General features: G+C 72.4%; 21 protein-coding genes. 8 read left to right on the forward strand and 13 right to left on the reverse strand.

Translation table 11 applies throughout. The features are described 5' to 3' along the window. The first annotated feature begins 103 nt into the window (after positions 1-103). The gene (locus tag ACQP09_RS03115; protein WP_433395798.1) at positions 104-586 is read left to right on the forward strand and encodes a hypothetical protein; all 483 of its coding nucleotides are present in this window, start codon (positions 104-106) and stop codon (positions 584-586) included. A 110-nt stretch (positions 587-696) separates the two neighbouring features. Here the strand turns inward: ACQP09_RS03115 and ACQP09_RS03120 are convergent, their stop codons facing one another. From ACQP09_RS03120 to ACQP09_RS03150, 7 genes are all read right to left on the reverse strand, one after another. Then, positions 697-1,197, reverse strand: a complete 501-nt coding sequence (locus tag ACQP09_RS03120) for a hypothetical protein (protein ID WP_433395800.1) — start codon at positions 1,195-1,197, stop codon at positions 697-699. 110 nt (positions 1,198-1,307) lie between these two features. Further along, a complete protein-coding gene (locus ACQP09_RS03125; protein ID WP_356751214.1) occupies positions 1,308-1,991 on the reverse strand; it encodes a uracil-DNA glycosylase in 684 nt (227 codons plus the stop codon). A 115-nt stretch (positions 1,992-2,106) separates the two neighbouring features. After that, on the reverse strand, positions 2,107-3,687 hold the full coding sequence (locus ACQP09_RS03130) for an ABC transporter substrate-binding protein (protein WP_433395802.1): 1,581 nt from the start codon (positions 3,685-3,687) through the stop codon (positions 2,107-2,109). Between the two features lie 118 nt (positions 3,688-3,805). Continuing rightward, on the reverse strand, positions 3,806-4,561 hold the full coding sequence (locus tag ACQP09_RS03135; RefSeq protein ID WP_404070501.1) for an SDR family oxidoreductase: 756 nt from the start codon (positions 4,559-4,561) through the stop codon (positions 3,806-3,808). A 20-nt stretch (positions 4,562-4,581) separates the two neighbouring features. Continuing rightward, on the reverse strand, positions 4,582-5,343 hold the full coding sequence (gene fabG, locus ACQP09_RS03140) for a 3-oxoacyl-ACP reductase FabG (RefSeq protein ID WP_015607234.1): 762 nt from the start codon (positions 5,341-5,343) through the stop codon (positions 4,582-4,584). A 205-nt stretch (positions 5,344-5,548) separates the two neighbouring features. Beyond that, the gene (locus tag ACQP09_RS03145) at positions 5,549-5,932 is read right to left on the reverse strand and encodes a DUF3037 domain-containing protein (protein WP_404070499.1); all 384 of its coding nucleotides are present in this window, start codon (positions 5,930-5,932) and stop codon (positions 5,549-5,551) included. Further along, a complete protein-coding gene (locus tag ACQP09_RS03150) occupies positions 5,929-6,807 on the reverse strand; it encodes a HipA family kinase (protein WP_433395805.1) in 879 nt (292 codons plus the stop codon). The genes ACQP09_RS03145 and ACQP09_RS03150 overlap by 4 nt, the downstream gene beginning before the upstream one ends. 299 nt (positions 6,808-7,106) lie before the next feature. Between ACQP09_RS03150 and ACQP09_RS03155 the strand changes: the two genes are divergently transcribed. After that, entirely contained in the window at positions 7,107-8,645 is a 1,539-nt protein-coding gene (locus ACQP09_RS03155; protein WP_433395807.1) for a S8 family peptidase, read from the forward strand. 66 nt (positions 8,646-8,711) lie between these two features. Here ACQP09_RS03155 and ACQP09_RS03160 read toward each other — a convergent pair whose 3' ends face one another. After that, on the reverse strand, positions 8,712-9,272 hold the full coding sequence (locus tag ACQP09_RS03160) for a VanZ family protein (RefSeq protein WP_433395809.1): 561 nt from the start codon (positions 9,270-9,272) through the stop codon (positions 8,712-8,714). 149 nt (positions 9,273-9,421) lie between these two features. Here ACQP09_RS03160 and ACQP09_RS03165 point away from each other — a divergent pair, with 149 nt between their 5' ends. The 3 genes from ACQP09_RS03165 to ACQP09_RS03175 all read left to right on the forward strand — a co-directional run bounded on the left by ACQP09_RS03165 (position 9,422) and on the right by ACQP09_RS03175 (position 11,852). Next, positions 9,422-10,660 (forward strand): sensor histidine kinase, encoded by a 1,239-nt coding sequence (locus ACQP09_RS03165; protein WP_433395811.1) that lies wholly within the window; start codon positions 9,422-9,424, stop codon positions 10,658-10,660. Next, positions 10,657-11,307 (forward strand): response regulator, encoded by a 651-nt coding sequence (locus tag ACQP09_RS03170; protein ID WP_433395813.1) that lies wholly within the window; start codon positions 10,657-10,659, stop codon positions 11,305-11,307. Before ACQP09_RS03165 ends, ACQP09_RS03170 begins: the two co-directional genes overlap by 4 nt. Positions 11,308-11,396: 89 nt before the next feature. Then, positions 11,397-11,852, forward strand: a complete 456-nt coding sequence (locus tag ACQP09_RS03175; RefSeq protein ID WP_433395815.1) for a Rieske (2Fe-2S) protein — start codon at positions 11,397-11,399, stop codon at positions 11,850-11,852. Here ACQP09_RS03175 and ACQP09_RS03180 read toward each other — a convergent pair. Next, positions 11,839-12,525: a cysteine hydrolase gene (locus ACQP09_RS03180; protein ID WP_433395817.1), complete on the reverse strand. Its 687-nt coding sequence runs from the start codon at positions 12,523-12,525 to the stop codon at positions 11,839-11,841. The genes ACQP09_RS03175 and ACQP09_RS03180 overlap by 14 nt on opposite strands. A gap of 132 nt (positions 12,526-12,657) precedes the next feature. Here ACQP09_RS03180 and ACQP09_RS03185 point away from each other — a divergent pair, with 132 nt between their 5' ends. Then, positions 12,658-13,131: a pyridoxamine 5'-phosphate oxidase family protein gene (locus ACQP09_RS03185; protein WP_432152617.1), complete on the forward strand. Its 474-nt coding sequence runs from the start codon at positions 12,658-12,660 to the stop codon at positions 13,129-13,131. Here ACQP09_RS03185 and ACQP09_RS03190 read toward each other — a convergent pair whose 3' ends face one another. Then, a complete protein-coding gene (locus ACQP09_RS03190; RefSeq protein ID WP_433395819.1) occupies positions 13,132-14,055 on the reverse strand; it encodes a LysR family transcriptional regulator in 924 nt (307 codons plus the stop codon). A 134-nt stretch (positions 14,056-14,189) separates the two neighbouring features. Between ACQP09_RS03190 and ACQP09_RS03195 the strand changes: the two genes are divergently transcribed. Beyond that, positions 14,190-15,197: a DMT family transporter gene (locus ACQP09_RS03195; RefSeq protein ID WP_433395821.1), complete on the forward strand. Its 1,008-nt coding sequence runs from the start codon at positions 14,190-14,192 to the stop codon at positions 15,195-15,197. 38 nt (positions 15,198-15,235) lie between these two features. On the opposite strand, the gene ACQP09_RS03200 is transcribed toward ACQP09_RS03195, so the two are convergent. Beyond that, on the reverse strand, positions 15,236-16,567 hold the full coding sequence (locus ACQP09_RS03200; protein ID WP_433395823.1) for an aminotransferase class I/II-fold pyridoxal phosphate-dependent enzyme: 1,332 nt from the start codon (positions 16,565-16,567) through the stop codon (positions 15,236-15,238). Positions 16,568-16,602: 35 nt separating this feature from the next. Between ACQP09_RS03200 and ACQP09_RS03205 the strand changes: the two genes are divergently transcribed. Next, positions 16,603-17,268 carry a pyridoxamine 5'-phosphate oxidase family protein gene (locus ACQP09_RS03205; RefSeq protein WP_433395825.1) on the forward strand — a complete coding sequence of 222 codons (666 nt, stop codon included), beginning with the start codon at positions 16,603-16,605 and terminating at the stop codon, positions 17,266-17,268. A 63-nt stretch (positions 17,269-17,331) separates the two neighbouring features. On the opposite strand, the gene ACQP09_RS03210 is transcribed toward ACQP09_RS03205, so the two are convergent. Beyond that, complete coding sequence (locus ACQP09_RS03210) at positions 17,332-18,297, reverse strand: DMT family transporter (RefSeq protein WP_433395827.1); 966 nt, start codon at positions 18,295-18,297, stop codon at positions 17,332-17,334. Positions 18,298-18,455: 158 nt separating this feature from the next. Then, positions 18,456-19,487, reverse strand: coding sequence for an EamA family transporter (locus tag ACQP09_RS03215; protein WP_433395828.1), 1,032 nt, complete (start codon positions 19,485-19,487; stop codon positions 18,456-18,458). Positions 19,488-19,499: the final 12 nt, after the last annotated feature.

The raw sequence follows: 19,499 nt of genomic DNA on the forward strand, positions 1-19,499 counted from the left end.
CAGCTGACCGCACCCGGTAGCGCTGTGCTGACCGGGTCACTCGTGCGGGCCATTCCTCGCCCACGGGCTGCCGCGCCGGTCGCCCGCACCGCAGAGTTACCGCGTGCAGCGAACCAGATTCACCACGAAACTCCTGGTCGGGGTGGCCGTGACCGCCGTCTCCGGGTGCGTGACGGTCGCCCCGCAGGCGGACCCGCACCGGCCTGTGAAGGCGGAGCGCGGCGGGCCGGCCCAGGACGTGTTCCCGCAGGTCGTGCAGCCGCCCGGCCGCGAGGCGCTGGAGGCCGTCGTGGAGCCGAGCCCGTCACCGGGGCGGCCCGCCTCTCCCGCGCCTCCGTCCACCGCGCCTCCGCAGGTCCGCCGGGCCGAACCCGTACCGGAGCCCCGGCCACCGGAGCGGACCACGCCACCGCCGCGCCGGACACCGCCCCAGCGACTCCCCGGCGTCCCGCGCGGTGTGCTGCCTCCCCTGCCACAGGCCCGGGGCGGCGGCCCGCACGATGTGTGTGCGCTCGGCCGGGGGTACGGCGGCTGGCCGGCGGGCAGCGCGGAGGCCAGGATCTGCGAGGACACGTACGGCCGCTGAGAGCCGACGGGAACCGGGACGGCACGCCTCCTGCCCGCCACGGCACCCCCCGGCCTCACAGCCCGCCCCGGCCCCTCGGCCCGCAGGCCGGCCCGGCGCCCCCGGGGCCCTCACATCCCCCGCATCCGCAGCTCCAGCCGTTCGATGGCCGCCCGCACTCCCCCGTCGTAACCGCTGTACGCGCCCTGCGCCCCGCTCCCGCCACCCTCCAGCCGGTCCGCCGCGTCGCGGGCCTGGCGCAGGTGGATGCGGGCCGCGTCGGGGCGCTGGAGCTTCAGGTAGTCCGCCGCCAGGTTGAGGTGGAGCGAAGGGCAGAGCGCCTGGACCGCCAGCGAGTCCCGATGCCCGTCGGGCCGGTCACCGCTCAGCCCCTCGGCGGCCGTCAGCGCCCGCAGGTCCCACGCCAGCTCGTCCCCGGGGTCGTCCTGGGTGTCGGCCATGTAGTGCGCGAGGGTGCAGCGGTGCAGGGCGTCGCCGTCGGCGCCGAGCTCCGACCAGAGGAGGCCGAAGCGGTTGCGGGCCTCCTCCCGGTCACCGCCGTGGAGCAGCATGACCGCCTGGCCGATCCTGGTCATGACGGCGTCCTCGGACGCCTCCTGCTGCTCCACCACTGCGGTCTCCTCAGTCCCATCCCGGCCGGTCGCGGTCCCGGTCCTTCCCGACGCTAGCGCCGGTCCCGGTCAATACCGCTCAGGCACGGGCTCCACGGCCCGGTCGGGCCTCAGGCGAGGTTCGGGATGCGCCAGTCGATCGGCTGGTGCCCCTGGGCGGCGACGGCCTCGTTGATCTGGGTGAAGGGCTGGGAACCGAAGAACTTCTTCGCGGAGAGCGGCGAGGGGTGGGCTCCCTTGACCACGACATGGCGCTCCTCGTCGATCAGAGGGAGCTTCTTCTGCGCGTAGTTGCCCCAGAGGACGAAGACGGCCGGGTCGGGCCGGTCGGCGACGGCGCGGATCACCGCGTCGGTGATCTTCTCCCAGCCCTTGCCCTTGTGGGAGTTGGCCTCGCCGGCGCGCACGGTGAGCACCGCGTTGAGCAGGAGGACGCCCTGCTCGGCCCACGGCATCAGATAGCCGTTGTCCGGGATCGGCAGGCCGAGCTCCTGCTGCATCTCCTTGTAGATGTTGCGCAGGGAGGGCGGCGTCTTCACGCCGGGCCGCACGGAGAAGCAGAGCCCGTGTCCCTGGCCCTCTCCGTGGTACGGGTCCTGGCCGAGGACGAGGACCTTGACCTTCTCGTACGGTGTGGCGTCCAGGGCGGCGAAGACCTGCTCGCGCGGCGGATAGACGGGCCCCTTGGCCCGCTCCTCCTCGACGAAGTCCGCCAGCTCCTTGACGTACGGCTTCTGCAGTTCTTCGCCGAGGACGCCGCGCCAGGACTCGGGCAGCAGGTCGATATCGGTCACGTCCACAACCTCCGGTGAGCAACAGGTTCTTGATCCCCGAACCTACCGCCCGCCACTGACAACGGGCCCGGGGAGGCGAACTCCCCGGGCCCGTACACCTGCCACCGGCTACCTGCTACCAGCTGGCCTTGCGGTACAGCTCCCACATCTGCATGACGGTCTGCGGGTCGAGCGCGCGCTCGCCGCCGCCGATGTCCTCGCCGGAGGCGACGTACAGCTTGCCCTGCCAGAGCGGCAGCAGCCGGACGTCGTCGACGAGGATCTGCTGGGCCCGCTCGAACTGCTTGCTGACCGCGCCCCGGTCGCTCTCCTGCCGCGTGGCGGGGATCAGCTGCTGGGTGATCTCCTTGTTGCGGTACGGGGTTCCGGTGACGCTCTCCTCGCCGACGAACGGGGCGATGAAGTTGTCCGGGTCCGGGAAGTCCGGGAACCAGCCACGGCCGAAGACCGGGTAGTCGCCCTGCGTGAAGCCTTCCTGGAAGGTCTTCCAGGGCGCGCTCTCCAGCGTGATCTCGAAGAGGCCCGACTTCTCCAGCTGCCGCTCCAGCTCCTCGAACTCGGGCTGCGTGGAGGAGCCGTACCGGTCGGAGGTGTACCAGAAGGTCATCTTCACCGGCTCGGTGATCCCGGCCTCGGTGAGGATCTCCTTGGCCTTCTTCACATCCGGGTCGCCGAAGGTGTCGAAGAAGCTGGTGGTGTGCCCGGAGATGCCCTTGGGGATCATCGAGTAGAGAGGCTCGGCGGTGCCCCGGTAGACCTTGGCGACCAGGGCGTCGCGGTCCACGATGTGCGCGATGGCCTTGCGGACGGCGGGCTTGGCGGAGGCCGGGTCCTTCGGGTTGAAGACCAGGAAGCGGATGTCGGCGCCGGTGGTCTCGATGATCTGGAGGCCGTCGTTGCCCTCCTTCTTGTCCTCCAGGCCGACGACCTCCTCGGCGGTCAGACCGCGGTAGGTCGCGTCGATCTCCTTGGTCTTGAGCGCCTCCACCATCTCGTTGGACTTCTCGAAGTACCTGATGGTGACCGCGTTGTTCTTCCGGTTGGCGAAGCCCTTGTAGTCGGGGTTCTTCGTCAGCTCGGCGGAGACACCGGCCTCGTAGGAGTCCAGGAGGTAGGGCCCGGAGCCGGTGATCTTGCCGTCGTCGCGGATCTTGTCCTTCGGGTAGTCGCCGGGGGCGACGAGGGACATGGCGGGCGTGGCCAGGATGAACGGGAAGGTGGCGTCGGACTTGTTCAGGTGGAAGATGACGGTGTCGTCACCCTTGGTCTCGATCCGGTCGAGCGAGCCGAGCATGCCGGCCGGGCCGCCCTTGAAGTGGATGTCCACGACCCGGTCGATGGAGTACTTGACGGCCTCGGCGTCGAGCTTCTCGCCGTTGGAGAACTTGAGGTTCTTCTTGAGCGTGCACCGGTAGGCCATGCTCGTGGCGTCGGTGAACGTGCAGGTGTCGGCCGCGTCCGGTTCGGGGCTCGTACTGCCGGTGGGGAAGCTGACCAGGGTCTGGTAGATGTTCCGCATCAGCTCCCAGGAGCCGTCCCAGGCCGCCGCGGGATCCAGCGTGGACGGGGAGCTCGTCGTCCCGACGGTTATCTTCTGGTTCTCTTCCGATCCGCTGTCGGAGAGAAGATCGCAGCCTGCCAGCAGAGAAAGGGATGCTAGGGCTGCAGCGGCCTGCAGACTGGCCCGGTAGAACACGTGCACGCTCCTCGATCAGCCATGGGTCGGCAGACCATACCGCAGCGCCCCGCCGGAACAATCCGTCGGTCCAGCGGGGCACTTGAGTCAATCAGGGCCAAACCGGTTCAGGCCACTCTCAGCCGACACCGGCGTTGAGGAAAATTCCTCCGTCGACCACCAGGGTCTGCCCCGTGATCCAGTCCGACTGCGCCGAGGTCAGGAAGGCCGCGGCACCTCCGATGTCCTCCGGAACGCCGAGCCTGCCGAGCGGATAGGCGGCCGCCGCCTCCGCCTCGCGGCCCTCGTAGAGCGCCTCGGCGAACTTGGTCTTGACCACGGCGGGCGCGATCGCGTTGACCCGGACGACCGGCGCGAACTCGTGCGCCAGCTGGGCGGTCAGGTTGATCATGGCCGCCTTCGACATCCCGTACGCGCCGATGAACGGCGAGGGCGCGACGCCGGCGACGGAGGCGATGTTGACGATCGCCCCGCCGTTCTCCTTCTGCCAGGCCTTCCAGGTCTGCTGGGCGAAGCCGAGCGCCGAGATCACGTTGGTCTCGTAGACCTTGCGGGCCACGTTCAGGTCGAGCTCGGCCATGGGGCCGAAGACCGGGTTGGTGCCCGCGTTGTTCACCAGGTAGTCGACCCGGCCGAACGCCTCCATGGTCCGCTCGACCGCCGCCGCCTGGTGGGCCTCGTCGTGGGCCTTGCCGGGGATGGCGATGACCCGGTCGGCGCCGAGCCGCTCCACGGCCTCCTTCAGGGCGTCCTCGCCCCGTCCGGTGATGGCCACCCGGTCGCCGCGCGCGACGAGCGCCTCGGCGACCCCGTAGCCGATGCCCCGGCTGGCGCCCGTGATGAGCGCGACTTTTCCGCTGTCCTGCACCGTCATGTCGTTCGCTGCCCTTCGGGTCAGTTGAGGGGGCCGCCGGCCACGTAGATGACCTGGCCGGAGACGAAGCCGGCGTCGTCACCGGCGAAGAAGGCGATGGCGTTGGCGACGTCCTCGGGACGGCCGACGCGCTGGACCGGGATCTGGGTGGCGGCGGCCGCCTGGAACTCCTCGAAGCCCATGCCGACGCGGGCCGCGGTCTGCGCGGTCATCTCGGTGACGATGAAGCCGGGCGCGACGGCGTTGGCGGTGACGCCGAACTTGCCGAGCTCCTTGGCGAGCGTCTTGGTGAGGCCCTGGAGCCCCGCCTTGACGGCGGAGTAGTTGGCCTGGCCGCGGTTGCCGAGGGCCGAGGAGGAGGACAGCGAGACGATCCGGCCGAACTTGGCCTCCACCATGTGCGCCTGGACGGCCTTGGCCATCAGGAACGCGCCCTTGAGGTGGACGTTCATCACGATGTCCCAGTCGGACTCGCTCATCTTGAACAGCAGGTTGTCGCGGAGCACGCCCGCGTTGTTCACGAGGATCGTCGGGGCACCCAGCTCGGCGGCGACCCGCGCGACGGCGGCTTCCACCTGGGCGCTGTCCGACACGTCGCAGCCGACCGCGAGCGCGGTGCCTCCGGCGGCGGTGATCTTCTCGACGGTGTCCTTGCAGGCCGCCTCGTCGAGGTCGAGTACGGCGACGGCGCGGCCCTCGGCCGCCAGGCGTACGGCGGTGGCGGCGCCGATGCCCCGCGCCGCTCCCGTCACGATGGCGACGCGCTGCTCGGTGGTGGACATGCTTGGTTCTCCTCGCCCTTGGAATCGCGGCTCAGCGGACGTCGGAGCGTCTCCCTGACAGTCCCAGCAGAGAGACCCCGATGACTGAGCAACCGCTTAGTACCTTCAGCAGACGAGACGCTAGAAGCCCTGGCACCCGGTGTCAACGGCGTACGGCCCGGGAGGCCGCACGTCACACCCGGCGGCGGCCCCCTCGTACCGGAAGTCAGCGCACCAGCAGGTCGAGCAGCCGCTCCACCTCACCGGCCGGGTCGGTGGTGAGGCCGCTGTGCACGGCACCGGGCTGGACGACCGTGGAGCGCGGCGCGATCAGCCAGCGGAAGCGCCGCCCGGCATCGTCGCCGGCCGCCTGACCGGCTCCTTCACCGCCGCCGCAGACCCCTTCGACCGCGCGGAGAGCGGCCCGTACGCCCACCACGTCGGCGTTCGGGTCCAGGGCCTTGAGCTTCGCCTCGTCCAGATGCGTACGGGCGGCGACGAACGAGTGCGCCCGGCAGTAGACGAGCACCCCGGCGTTGAAGCACTCCCCGCGCTCGACCCGCGGGACGACCCGCAGGAGCGCGTACTCGAAGACATCGCGGCGCGTCATCGGCCACCCTCCCGGCCGGTACGGGCGGCTGCCGCGGCTCCGTCGCCGGAGGACGGCCGGTGCCGGGGCGGCAGCCGGTCGGTGAGCCAGCCCGGGGCCTGCGAGGGCCGGTTCGGGGCGGGCGCGTCCAGCGTGATCCGCTCATGGATGGTGGCGGCCCGGGCGAGCAACGGCGTCACGTAGGCGCGGCGCAGCTCGTCGGTGGAGGAGAACCCGGGCTCGTCCACCAGCCAGGCGTCCGGCACCTCGGCGGCCACCTCGGTCAGCAGCTCTTCGGTGATCAGCGGGGCGAGTTCGGCGGCAGCGGCGGCGATGTCCGGGGCGAAGGGGGCCAGCACATGGTCGGAGGCGTTGTACGGCTTCGCGGCCGAGGCCTCGGCGCCCGGCCAGTTGTGGTGCCAGATCATGGTGGCGCCGTGGTCGATGAGCCAGAGGTCTCCGTGCCAGACGAGCATGTTGGGGTTGCGCCAGGAGCGGTCGACGTTGTTGATCAGCGCGTCGAACCAGACGACCCGGCCCGCCTCGGCCGCGCCGACCTCGTAGGCGAGCGGGTCGAAGCCGAGCGAGCCCGGCAGGTAGTCCATGCCGAGGTTCAGGCCGCCGCTCGCCTTGAGCAGCTCCTGCACCTCCTGGTCGGGTTCGGCGAGCCCGATGACCGGGTCGAGCTCGATGGTCACCAGCTCCGGCACCCGCAGCCCGAGCCGGCGGCCCAGCTCGCCGCAGATGACCTCCGCGACGAGCGTCTTGCGGCCCTGGCCTGCGCCGGTGAACTTCATGACGTACGTACCGAGGTCGTCGGCCTCGACGATCCCCGGGAGCGAGCCGCCCTCACGCAAGGGCGTGACATAGCGGGTCGCGGTGACCTCTCTCAGCATTTTCCTGGGCCACCCATCTTCTCCGCCTTGCTTCTCCCGGCCGCCGGCCGTCCGTCCTGTGCCGCCGGTCGACGACCGGCGGCATGGAGTGAGCATAGTGACCGGGGTGATCACCGGCGAAGAGCGCCCGAGCCGCGCCTCGGACCGGCGTCCGCATGCGGCCGCACAGGTGCACTCTTCGAACCCACTTGCCCCTAGGCGTTGATGGGTCGGGAAGATCGGCGATAGCTTCACTCGTCATGTACGCGACCGAACACGCCAGGTGTCCGGTCGACCGGCACGGATGATGTGGAGAACCCATGGCTCATCTGGCATCGAGACGGACCCGCGCTCTCGCGCTGCCCGTCGGACTCGCGCTCGTCGCCTCGCTCGGCTTCCTCCCGGCGACCACGGCCACGGCGGCGCCCACCGGCGCACCGGCCACCGCGACCCCGCGCACCGACGGACCGAAACTGAGCTACGTCGTCAACACCGGCAGCGGCCGCGCGGCCGTCCGGCAGGTGGAGAAGGCCATCACGCAGGCCGGCGGCACGGTCGTCATCTCGTACGAGCAGATCGGCGTCATCGTCGCCCACGCGCAGGACCCGGCCTTCGGCGAAACGATCCGCCGCGTACGGGGCGTGCAGTCCGCCGGTGCCACCCGCACCAACCCCATCGTGCCGCAGGCCACCAAGGACGTCGGTGCCATGGCGCAACCGCTGACGGAGGCTCAGGCGGCGGCCGCCGCCGCGCAGGCGACGGCGGCGGAGGACCCGCTGGAGCCGCTGCAGTGGTCGCTGGCTGCGATCAAGGCGGACAAGGCCCACCAGAAGTCGCTCGGCTCGAAGCGGGTCACGGTCGCCGTCATCGACACCGGCGTGGACGACACCCACCCGGACCTGGCACCCAACTTCGACCGCGAAGCCTCCGTCAACTGTGTGACCGGCGCACCGGACACCACCGCCGGCTCCTGGCGCCCGGCGGCGGGCGAGAGCGACCACGGCACGCATGTGGCGGGCACCATCGCCGCGGCGAAGAACGGGGTCGGCGTGACGGGCGTGGCGCCGGGTGTGAAGGTCTCCGGCATCAAGGTCTCCACGCCGGAGGGCTACTTCTACACCGAGGCCGTGGTCTGCGGCTTCCTGTGGGCGGCCGAGCGCGGCGTGGACGTGACGAACAACAGCTACTACACCGACCCGTGGCTGTTCGCGTGCAAGAACGACCCGGACCAGGGCGCGCTGGTCGAGTCCCTCACGCGCGCGGTGAAGTACGCCGAGCGCAAGGGCACGGTCAACGTGGCCGCGGCCGGCAACGCCCGCCACGACCTGGCCTCCCGGACGATCGAGGACCGGTCCAGCCCGAACGACACCGAGCCGGTCACCCGGACGGTCGACCCGCGCGTCTGCCCGGACATCCCGACCATGCTGCCGGGCGTGGTGACGGTCGCCGCGACGGGCGCCAAGGGATGGAAGTCCTCGTACTCGAACTACGGCAAGGGCGTCATCGACGTGGCCGCTCCGGGCGGTGACTCGACGGTCTTCCAGACGCCGGAGCCGCCGGCCGTCAGCGGGCTGATCCTCTCCACGCTGCCGGGCGGCCGGTTCGGCTACAAGGCCGGTACGTCGATGGCCTCCCCGCACGTCGCGGGCGTCGTGGCCCTGATCAAGTCCCGCCACCCGTACGCCTCACCGGCGGCGGTGAAGGTGCTGCTGGGCCTCCAGGCGGACGCCAAGGCGTGCGGCGCACCGTACGACTACAACGGTGACGGGGTCATCGACGCGGTCTGCGAGGGCGGCACGAGCTACAACGGTTTCTACGGGGCCGGAGTGGTGGACGCGCTGGACGCGGTCCGCTGGTAGGCGGATGACGAACCGATGAGCGAGGGCCCGGGGGGATTCCCCCGGGCCCTCGCTGTGGGCGGCCGGTCAGACCGTGCTCGGCGCCGGGGACGCCTTCTCCAGCACGGTGCGCGTGGCCGCCGAGCGCTGTGCGGCGCGCAGGACGACGTAGCCGAGGAGGCCGCCGAGGGTGTTGGCGATCAGGTCGTTGACGTCGACGGAACGGCCGTTGCCGAAGGCGATGTACTGGAGCAGCTGGACGACCTCGATGCCGAGGCTGACCAGGGCGCAGAGCACGACGGTGCGGCCGCGGCCGATCCCGGAGAGGAGCAGCGGCAGGAGGAAGCCGAGCGGGACGAACATGATCACGTTGGGAACCATGGAGAAGTCCGCCGTGAGGAACGGGACCGGCTGGATCTGTCCGGTCCACGGCATCTGGTTGCGGTAGTCCCCGCCGTAGATCCACAGCGGGAAGAAGGTGAGGGAGGCGACCGCCGTGGCGTAGACCGCGGTGACGGCGCGGAGCGCCAGCGGTCCGCCGCGCCAGCCGGGGGCACCGCCTCGGCGGCGTACGAGCGCCACGGCGGCGAAGACCGCCAGCGCCGGCCCGAGAACGGCGGCGGTGGGGATCTGGGTCTGGAAGGTCATGGCGGGCTCCTGTGGCGTACTGGTCGATCGTCTCGGCGATCGTGTCCGTCCGGGGTGCCCGCGCGGATCTGCCGAAGGTCGGAGACCGGCCCGGGGCTCTACGACTTTCGGCAGAGGAGCCCGCCGCGGCAGGTCCGTACGCTGCGGGTATGTACATCGCTCACTTCGGCAGAGGCCCCTCCTGGCTGCGGGGCGTGCTGGTCTGCCTCGGCGTCGCCCTCGTGGGGTCCGTCCTGGTGCTGGCGCTCGCCGCCGACTTCCGTACCGGCGTCCACCGCACGGCACTCGCGCCCCAGGTCCTCCTCTCGGCCGCGGCACCGTTCCTGATGGTGCCCGCCTGGGCGGTGCGCCGGCGGCGGGTGGGTCCGGTGGCCCTGGCGGTGGCCGGCGGGATCGCGGGCGCCGTCTCGCTCGGGTGCAGCGCGTGGATGCGGCGGGAGGCGGAGCAGCCGGGGTCGTCGATCGGGCGGGCCGACGCCTACACGCTGTTCGAGATCGCCGCGCTCATCGTGGTGCTGGTCATCACGGTCCGGTACGGCGCCGCCCGGCCGGCCGCCGGTGCGGCCCTGGTGCTGTGTGCGGCGGTGGTGCTGCGGCCGGTGGCGGTTGAGGCGAGCGAGAACAGTCTCATCGTGGCGCTGTTCTGCACGTTCGCCGTGTGTGCCGCGCTGGTCGGTGCGCTCGTGGCCCGGCTGGTGGCGGTCGACCGCCGCCGGCACGCCGAGCAGGTGCGCCTCGAACAGCGGCTGGCCTTCGCGCGGGACCTGCACGACTTCGTCGCCCACCATGTGACGGGGATCGTCGTACAGGCGCAGGGCGCCCAGGTGGTCGCGGCGTCGAAGCCGGAGCTGACCGTACCGGCGCTGGGGCAGATCGAGGGGGCCGCGTCGGAGGCTCTCCAGGCGCTGCGGCACATGGTGAGCGGGCTGCGCACCGAGGCCGCGCCCGTACCGGCGGGAGGGGTGGAGCAGCTGCGCGCGCTGGTGGCGGCGTTCGCCCCGTACGAGAACGGCCCGTCGGCCCGCCTCCATGAGGAGGGGCCCGTCGGCAGCCTGCCCGCGGCGGCCATGGCGGTGGTGCACCGGGTCGTCATGGAGTCGCTGACCAATGTGCGCAAGCACGCGCCGGAGGCCCGGCAGGTGACCGTGACGCTCACGGTCCTCTCCCGTACCGCCGAACTCGACATCGTCAACGACCGGCCGGGACCGGGAGCGCCGGCGCGGTCGGGATACGGTCTGCTCGGGCTGGAGGAGCGCGTCACCGCCGAGGGCGGCACCTTCCGTGCGGGCCCGGACGGCCGGGGAGAGTGGCGGGTGAGCGCCCGGATCCCGTTCGAGAGCGTGGAGGGCCGGGTTCCCTTCGAGAGCGTGGAGGGGGAGCGTCCGTGATCCGGGTCCTTCTCGCCGACGATCAGGAGATCGTCCGCACCGGCATGGCCATGATCCTCTCCGCCGAGGACGACATCGAGGTGGTCGCCCACGCCCAGGACGGCGTCCACGCCGTGGAGATGGCGGCCCTGCACCGGCCGGACGTCGTGCTGATGGACATCCGGATGCCGCGTCTGGACGGCCTGGACGCCCTGATCCGGCTCACCCGCCCGCACCTCGCGCACCGGCCGCAGGTCGTCATGGTAACCACCTTCGACGACGAGGAGTACCTGACCCGCGCGGTGGAGGCGGGTGCGGCCGGGTTCATCCTCAAGGACTCCGGTCCACGGCTGCTCGCCGAGGCGGTACGGGCGGCCGCGGCCGGTGACTCCCTGGTCAGCCCGTCGATCACCGTGCGGCTTCTGCAACGGCTCCGTACCGTCTCCGCCCGGCAGGAGCCCGCCGACCGGCTCTCGCCGCGCGAGAGGGAAGTGGTCGTGCTGCTGGCCGAGGGGCTGACCAACGCGGAGATCGCCGCGGCCCTGTTCATCACCGTGGGCACGGTCAAGACCCATCTCACCAACGTGCAGGCCAAGCTCACCGCCCGCAACCGGGTGGAGATCGCCGCCTGGGCCTGGCGCACCGGCCTCGTGGGACGCGGCACCTGAGCGCGCCCCGGCCCTCTTCGCTGAACACCGGCGCCCCGCTCTCCGTACCCATGCCCGAAGCCATGGACACCGATGAAGGGAATGCCACGATGAGCGCAGCGCAGGAGCGCCACCACCTCCTCGAACGCCGCACCGTCGTCCTGGCGGTGGGAGCGGCCGGGGCGGCTGCCGCACTCACCGCGTGCGGAAGTTCGGACGGGTCGGGCAGTCAGGGCGGTGCGGAGTCGGTCGAGCAGCCGGGGAGCGGCGGCGCGGGCGGTGCCGTCCTGGCGAAGACCGCCGACATCCCCGAGGGCGGCGGGGTCGTCCTCGCGGCGCAGAAGGTCGTGGTGACCCAGCCGAGCGCGGGTGAGTTCAAGGCGTTCTCGGCCACGTGCACCCACCAGGGCTGCGCGGTCAAGGACGTCACGGACAACGTCATCACCTGTCCCTGCCACAACTCGACGTTCGACGCGGCGACCGGCAGCCCCACCGGCGGACCCGCCACGCAGCCGCTGCCCGCGCGGGATATCTCGGTGGAGGGCGGGTCGATCACGCTGGCGTAGGAGGCTTCTCCCCCGGCCGGCCGCTCCGTCTGCGGGGCGCCTTCCAGCGGCCCAGGATGTCGTCGGTGGTGGCGATGGTGGCGACCAGGGCGAGGGTGTTGCGGATCATGGCGGGGGTGTACTCGGCGGGCACCCCCGCGATCGCGTCGGACGGGACGACGGCCGTGTAGCCGAGGTTGACGGCGTCGAACACGGCATTGGGGATCGCGACGTTGGCCGAGACGCCGGTGACGACGAGCGTCCGGCAGCCGAGGTTGCGGAGGAGGGCGTCCACATCGGTCCCGGCGAGCGGCGAGAGCCCGTGCAGCCGTCGTACGACGAGGTCCTCGTCAGCCACCTGGAGGGGCGCCGCGACCCGTACGGCGGTGGTGCCGGTGTGCTGCTGGAGCGGGAGGCGGGCGGCGGCGCGGAAGAGCCGGGCGTTGCGGTTGGCGCCGCGTCCGTCGGGGCGGCTCTCGGCGACGGCGTGCATGACCTGGACCCCGCCTTCGTGGGCGGCGGCGACCAGCCGGGCGATGTTGTCGAGGGCGCCGGAGGACCGTGCGGCCGCGGCGAGTTCGGGCAGGGCGCTGTCCGGTCCGACGACCCCCTGCTGGCATTCGACGGTCAGCAGTACGGTGGTGGCGGGGTCGAGCAGCGCGGCGAGCCGTTCCTGCGATTGCCTGGAGACCACGGCTCCTCCTCCTGCCTGTTCCCGTTGCGTCGGCGGGAAAGAGCCCCCATGATTTCTGACGGCTCATCAGATGGCAAGAGTGGCAAGGCAGATGGCAAGGACAGCACGGCAGATGACAAGGGGAGGACCCGTATGACCGACACCCAGCGACGCGGCCGCCGGATCATGATGACCCCCAAGGAGCGGGACGCCTACCTCGGCGAGCAGCGCACCTGCCGGGTCGCCACGCTCGCCGCCGACGGCCCTCCGCACATCGGCGCGCTCTGGTTCGTCTGGGACGGCACCTCGCTCTGGCTGTACTCCATCACCCGCAGCCTGCGCTGGTCGCAGCTGCGCAAGGACCCGAGGATCGCGGTGGTGGTCGACGACGGGGAGGCGTACGACGAGCTGCGCGGCGTGGAGCTGTCCGGTACGGCGGAGTTCGTCGGCGAGGCGCCGCGCACGGGCGAGCCGTGTCCCGAACTCGACGTACCGGAGCGACTGTTCCCCGCGAAGTACTTCGGGATGGAGGAGATGCCGCACGACGGCCGGCACGCCTGGCTGCGGCTCACACCGGATGCCATCACCTCGTGGGACTTCCGCAAACTCGCGGCGCTCGGGCGGTAGTCACCGGTCGGCGGAGGCTCCGGCCGCCACCCGTGCACCCGCCGTCCGCAGCGCTTCGACCGCGGCCCGGACCGAGGGACGGCGGTCGGCGTCCGTGCGCCAGACGGCGTGGATATGGCGGCGCATGGTCTGCCGCACCGGCACCAGACTGACCCCGTCGGGAACGGGACCGCGGCCCAGCCGGGGCGCCACGCAGACACCGAACCCGGCCGCGATCAGCGCGAGTTGCGTGTGGTGCTCACCGGCCAGATGGGAGATGCGCGGCTCGATGCCTCGGGAGCGGAGGGTGAACATGAGCCACTCGTAACAGAATTCGCCTTCGGGCCAGGAGACCCACTCGTCCCTGGCGAAGTCCTCCAGCTCCACCTCGGACCGGCCGGCCAGCGGATGTCCGGCCGGCATGGCGATGTCCGGTGCGTCGTCGAGGAGTTCGGCCTTGGACAGGCCACCGGGGACGGGCAGCCGCTTGTTGCTCCAGTCGAGCGCCACCGCCACGTCGACATCGCCTCGCAGCACGGCCTGGAGCCCTTGCTCCGGCTCCAACTCACGTGTGTACACCTTCAGTTCGGGATGGTCCGCACGCAGCGCGGTGAGCGTGGCGGGGAGCAGTCCGCGCGCCGCGGTGGGGAACGCGGAGAGCGTCACCTCACCGACCACCTCACCGCGCTGGGCCTCGATGTCGGACTGGGCCAGCTCCACCTGCGACAGGATCCGCGCGGCGTGGTCCGCGAGCAGCCGGCCCGCGTCGGTGAGGCGGACGCCGCGGCCGTTCCTGGCGAGCAGCTGCTGTCCGACCTCACGTTCCAGCTTGGCCATCTGCTGCGAGACCGCCGACGTGGTGACATGCAGCCCCCCGGCGGCCCCGCTCACCGAACCGTGCCGGGCAAGGGCGTCCAGCGTGCGCAGCCGCTCCAGATTCAGCATGTGCCCTCCAGGTTCGACGTAGGCGCTCCGGGTTCACCAGGTCCGCTCCGGAGTTCGAATGGTAAGCAATGCTACGCGAACACGAACAGAAACTCTCGCTTGTTCTAAGGAGTGCTGTTCGTCATCGTTGAGCCATGAGCGCCCCCTGCCAGCAGCCCGCCGCCCCTGCGGCCGCACCCGCATCCGTACCCCTGTCCCCCGCGACCACCGCCCGCCGCCCGGCCGTCGACTGGCGGATCCGGTTCGCCGCGCTCTCGCTGATCTGGGGGTTCAGCTTCCTGCTCATCAAGGTGGGCACCGAGGGGTACGCGCCGTTCCAGGTCACGCTCGGCCGGCTGCTGGCCGGGACCGCCGTCCTGGCCGTGGCGATGGCGATGCGCCGTGAGCGGCTGCCGCGCTCGGCCCGGACCTGGGGGCACATCACGGTGGCGGCGTTCTTCCTCAACGCGCTGCCGTTCTCGCTCTTCTCCTACGCCGAGCTGACCATCCCCTCCACGCTCGCCGGCGTCTGCAACGCGACCTCGCCGCTGTGGGGCATGGCCCTCTCGGTGGTCGCGCTCTCCGAGGACCGCCCGACCCGCCGCCGCGTCGCGGGACTGGGCGTCGGCTTCCTCGGCGTGCTGACGGTCCTGGGCGCCTGGCAGGGCTTCTCCGGCCTGGACCTGGCCGGTACGGGGATGGCGCTGCTGGCCTCGTTCAGCTACGCGGTCGGCTGGATCTACGTCCGCCGTACGCTGGCGGCCACCGGCTCCTCGACGCTCACGCTCACCGGCAGCCAGCTCTTCGTCGGCACCCTGCAACTGGCCGTGGTGACCCCGGTGTTCACCTCGGCCCCGGACACCTTCCCGCTGCTGCCCACGCTCTCGGTGCTGGCGCTCGGCGCACTCGGCACGGGGCTCGCGGTGCTGCTCCAGTACGGCCTGGTCCAGGAGGTCGGCCCGACGACCGGGCAGATGGTCACGTACTTCATCCCGGTGATCGCCACGGCGGCGGGCGTGACCCTGCTCGGCGAACAGCTGACCTGGAACACGCCGGTGGGCGCGGTGATCGTGCTGGCCGGGGCGGCGCTCACGCAGAGCCGGCCGCCGGCCGTACGGCCCCGTGCGGCGGGCGGCCGTACGAAGCGTCTCAGCCGTACGTGACCGGCGCGTACGGCTGAACACGCGCTCCGCCGAAGACCTCAGCCGTACGTCACCGGCCGGGCGGGGCCGGCCGCCGCCGCCACCGCGTCCGCCAGCGGCCCGATGTCCTCGGCCGTCAGCCGGGAGACGGTGAGCCGCACCGCCTGAGGCGTGCCCATCCGGAACCGCGCCCCGGGGGCCACGGCCCAACCCGCGTGCAGCAGCCGAGCGACGGCCCCGGTCTCGTCGCTGACGGGCACCCACACGTTCATCCCGCTGCGCCCACGGGCCGCCACGCCGCGCTCCGCCAGCGCGCGCACCAGGGCGTCCCGCCGCTCTCCGTACGACCGGGCGACGACGGCGGTGTCGACGGCGTCCGAGGTCCACAGGTGGAGCACCGCGCGCTGGAGCAGCCGACTGACCCACCCGGGCCCGAGCCGCTGCCGGCCCGCCACCCGGTCGACCGTGACCGGGTCGCCGGTGAGGACGGCGACCCGCAGATCGGGTCCGTACGCCTTGGCCACCGAGCGGACGAAGGCCCACTGGCCGGTAGTGCCGGCCAGCGGGTGCAGCGGCAGGTCGACGATGGCGTGGCCGTGGTCGTCCTCGATGAGCAGCACGTCCGGGTGGCCGGCGAGCACGGCCCGCAGCTCCCGGGCGCGGCCAGCGCTCACCGAGGCGCCGGTCGGGTTCTGCGCCCGGTCGGTGACGACGAGCGCCCGCGCCCCGGCCCGCAGCACCCGCTCCACATCCGCGACGAGCGGACCGTCGTCGTCCACCCCGACCGGTACGGCACGCAGCCCGAGCGCCGGTACGAGGTCGAGCACGCTCCCCCACCCGGGATCCTCCACCGCCACCGCGTCGCCCGGCCGCAGGTGCGCCGCCAGCACCCGCTCGATGGCGTCGAGCGACCCGGAGGTCACCGCGACCGGCCCGTCGGGCACTCCGTCGGCGTCCATCGCCCCACGCGCGTGCGCGGCGAACTCCGGGACCACGGGCACCTCCCCGTACAGGCCGGGGTTCTCGGCGTCGACCGCGGCGGCCACGGCGAGCGCCGGGCCGAGCGCCGGCAGCAGGTCCGGATCGGGGTTGCCCTCGCCGAGGTCACGTACGCCCGGCGGCGCCTCGATGCGCAGGGAACCGCGCGGGGTGCTCGCGGGACGCGGCCGCACCCGGCTCCCCCGGCGGCCCGCCGTCTCGATCACCCCGCGCTCGCGCAGCGTCCGGTAGGCGGCGGCCACCGTGTTCGGGTTGACCTCCAGATGGGCGGCCAACTCCCGCATGGGCGGCAGCACATGACCGGGCGGGAGGTCTCCGGAACCGACCCCGCGCTCCACACTGGCGGCAATCTCCGATGCGCGCCGCCCACTGATCCGATACTCTCCTAGCACAAACAACAGTATGCACTAGTGCAATGAGGTACGCAATGTCAGCCACCGCCGCCTACACCGCCACCGACCGCACGGTCCCCACCCGGGCGAAGGGGCGCGCCTCCTACGACCGCGAGCTGGTCCACTCGATACTCGACGCGACCTACCTCTGCCACCTCGGCTTCGTCCGGGACGGGGCACCGGTCGTGCTGCCGACCATGTTCGGACGGGTCGGAGAGCGGCTGTACGTCCACGGGTCGACCGGCTCCCGCCCGCTGCGGAGCACCCGGGCCGCCGCCGACCCGGGGCTGCCGGTCTGCCTGACCGTCACCCATGTCGACGCCCTGGTGCTGGCCAGGTCCGCCTTCCACCACTCGCTCAACTACCGCTCGGTGGTGGTCCACTCCACCGCCACCACCGTGACCGACCCCGAGGAGCGGCGCATCGCCCTGGACGCGATCGTGGACCAGGCCGTCCCCGGCCGCTCGCGGGACGCGCGCCCGGCCAACGCCAAGGAGCTGGCCGCCACGGCGGTGATCCGGCTGGACCTGGACGAGGTCTCCGCCAAGGTCCGCACCGGCGGCCCCAACGACGAGCCGGAGGACCTCGCCCTCCCGCACTGGACCGGCATCGTGCCGCTCACCCGGGGCTACGCGCAGCCGGTCCCGGCGGACGACCTCGACCCGGCCGTCGGCGTACCGGACTATCTCCGTGCGCTCTGACCCCGGGACCGGTCAGGGCCCGGAGCCTCGGCAGCCGGCTCCGGGCCCCGACCCGCGACAGCGCTACGCCGCCAGAGCCTCGGCCTGCCTCCGGCGCGCGACCGCCGCGCCCCGCGCCTCGGCCAGCGCCAGTCCGGCCACGGCCGTCAGCAGGAGCAGGGTCCCGACGACGGTGGCCGCCGTCAGCCGCTCCCGCAGGACGGTCACCGCGATGAGCGCGGCGCTCACCGGCTCCAGGAGCATGATCACGGAGACGGTGGCCGAGCGGACGGCGGCGGCCCCGGCGAAGTACAGGGCGTAGGCGAGCGCGGTGGGCACCGCCGCCACGTAGACCAGCAGCCACAGCACCTGGCCCGTCTGAGCGGTGTGCGGCACGAGGCCCTCGGCCGCCGCCATGGGCAGCAGCCCGACCGCTCCGATGCCGAACGCCCAGGCGCTGGTGGTCAGCGCGTCACCGCCACCGCCGTCCCGCCCGAGCCACCGGGTGAGCAGGGTGATCGCCGCGTACCCGGCGGCCGACAGCAGCGCGAGCAGCACTCCGGCCGGCATGACCTCGCCGCCCTCACCGCCGAGGACGAGCACGGCGAGACCGGCCAGCGCACCGGCCACCGCCGCCAGACCGCCCAGGCCGAGACGTTCGCCGAGCATCACGCGCGCGCCGACGGCGATCAGGACGGGCCCGGCGCCGAGCGTGACGACGGTCCCGACGGCGAGGCCGGTGAGGTCCACCGCCGCGAAGTAGGCGCTCTGGAACACGGTCAGCCCCACCCCGGTCCCGAGGATGCGCAGCAGCCGGCGGCGCCGGGGCTCCGGCTGCCGGGGCGCGCGGCGGGGCCGCAGGGCGAGCGCGCCGGCCAGCAGGACGAGGCCGCCGGCGCAGCGCCAGAAGGAGAGGGCGAGAGGGCCGAGATCGCTGACCCGGAAGACCAGCGAGGCGGCCGCACCGGCGGTGCCCCAGGCGACTCCGGCGACGACGAGGTACAGCAGGCTCCGCCCGACGGGCAGCGCGGAAACAGCGGGCATGGACATAGGACTGCTCCTGAGGAAGACAGGGTGGTGGTCGCTCGGCTCCGCGCGCGGGCAGCGACGAGCCGCTCGGGGACTGCCCGAGCCCGGTCTTCGTCAGAAGCGGCCGCGCGCGCTAGGCGACAGGCGGCGGCAGCACAGTCAGATGCATGGCCGGCACACTAATGCGAAGCCCGCCCGGCCGACAACTCACTCTCGGCGGCCCCGGCCACAGCACCCGCGCCCGTACCCGCGGCAACCGGCCCCGACGGCGGTTTCGGAGCGGCCGACTGGGCGATGAACGCACCGGCCAGCACGGTGAAGCCGCCGATGAGCTGCGGGGCGGAGAGGTGCTCGCCGAGGAGCACCCAGGCCAGCACGGTCGCGATGACCGCCTCCAGGCAGGCGACGACCCCGGCGACCTGCGGCGAGAGCCTGCGGACGGAGACGACGCCGGTGCCGTACGCGAGCACGGTGGCGATCAGCACGATCCAGCCGAGCAGCAGCCAGGCGGGGACCACGGTGCCGTCCATCCCGGCGCCACCGCCGAGCAGCGACCAGTCCATGCCCCACGGCCGCGCCACGACGGTGAGGACCAGGGCACCGACGATCAGTCCGTACGAGATGACGCCGAGCGGATGCGGAGGCTCGGCCCGCCGGCCGTCCTCGCCCTTGCCCTCCTGGCCGCCGTGGTCGGAGAGGACGAAGTAGCCCACCTGGCAGCAGGCGGCACCGAGGGCGAGCAGCAGCCCGAGGGCGTCGAAGCTGAGCCCGGCCCAGACCTCGACGACACAGGCGAGGCCGCCGACCGCCAGGACCACACCGAGGGCCGCGGCCCGGGTGACGGGCCTGTGCTGGACGAACCGGACCCAGCCGAGGACCAGCGCCGGGGCCAGGTATTCGACCAGGAGGGCCACGCCGACCGGGATGCGGGAGATCGAGGCGAAGTAGAACGCCTGGACCCCGGCCACGGCGAAGAGCCCGAACCCGGCCAGCAGCGCGGGCCGCTCACGTACGAGGTTCCGGTGGCGCCAGGCGACCGGCAGCATGATGACGGCGGCGCCCGCCACCCGTAGCCACACCACGTGCAGCGGGTCGAGCCCCGCCTCGATCAGTGGCTTGGCGGCGACCCCCGAGCCGCCGAAAGCGAAGGCCGAAAGGAGCGCGAGCCCCAGGCCGGCGCTCCGCTTCTGAGTACCCCGAGACGCGTGCATCGGCACATCATG

It is taken from the genome of Streptomyces sp. CA-146814 (assembly GCF_050942385.1).
Taxonomy (GTDB): Bacteria; Actinomycetota; Actinomycetes; order Streptomycetales; family Streptomycetaceae; genus Streptomyces.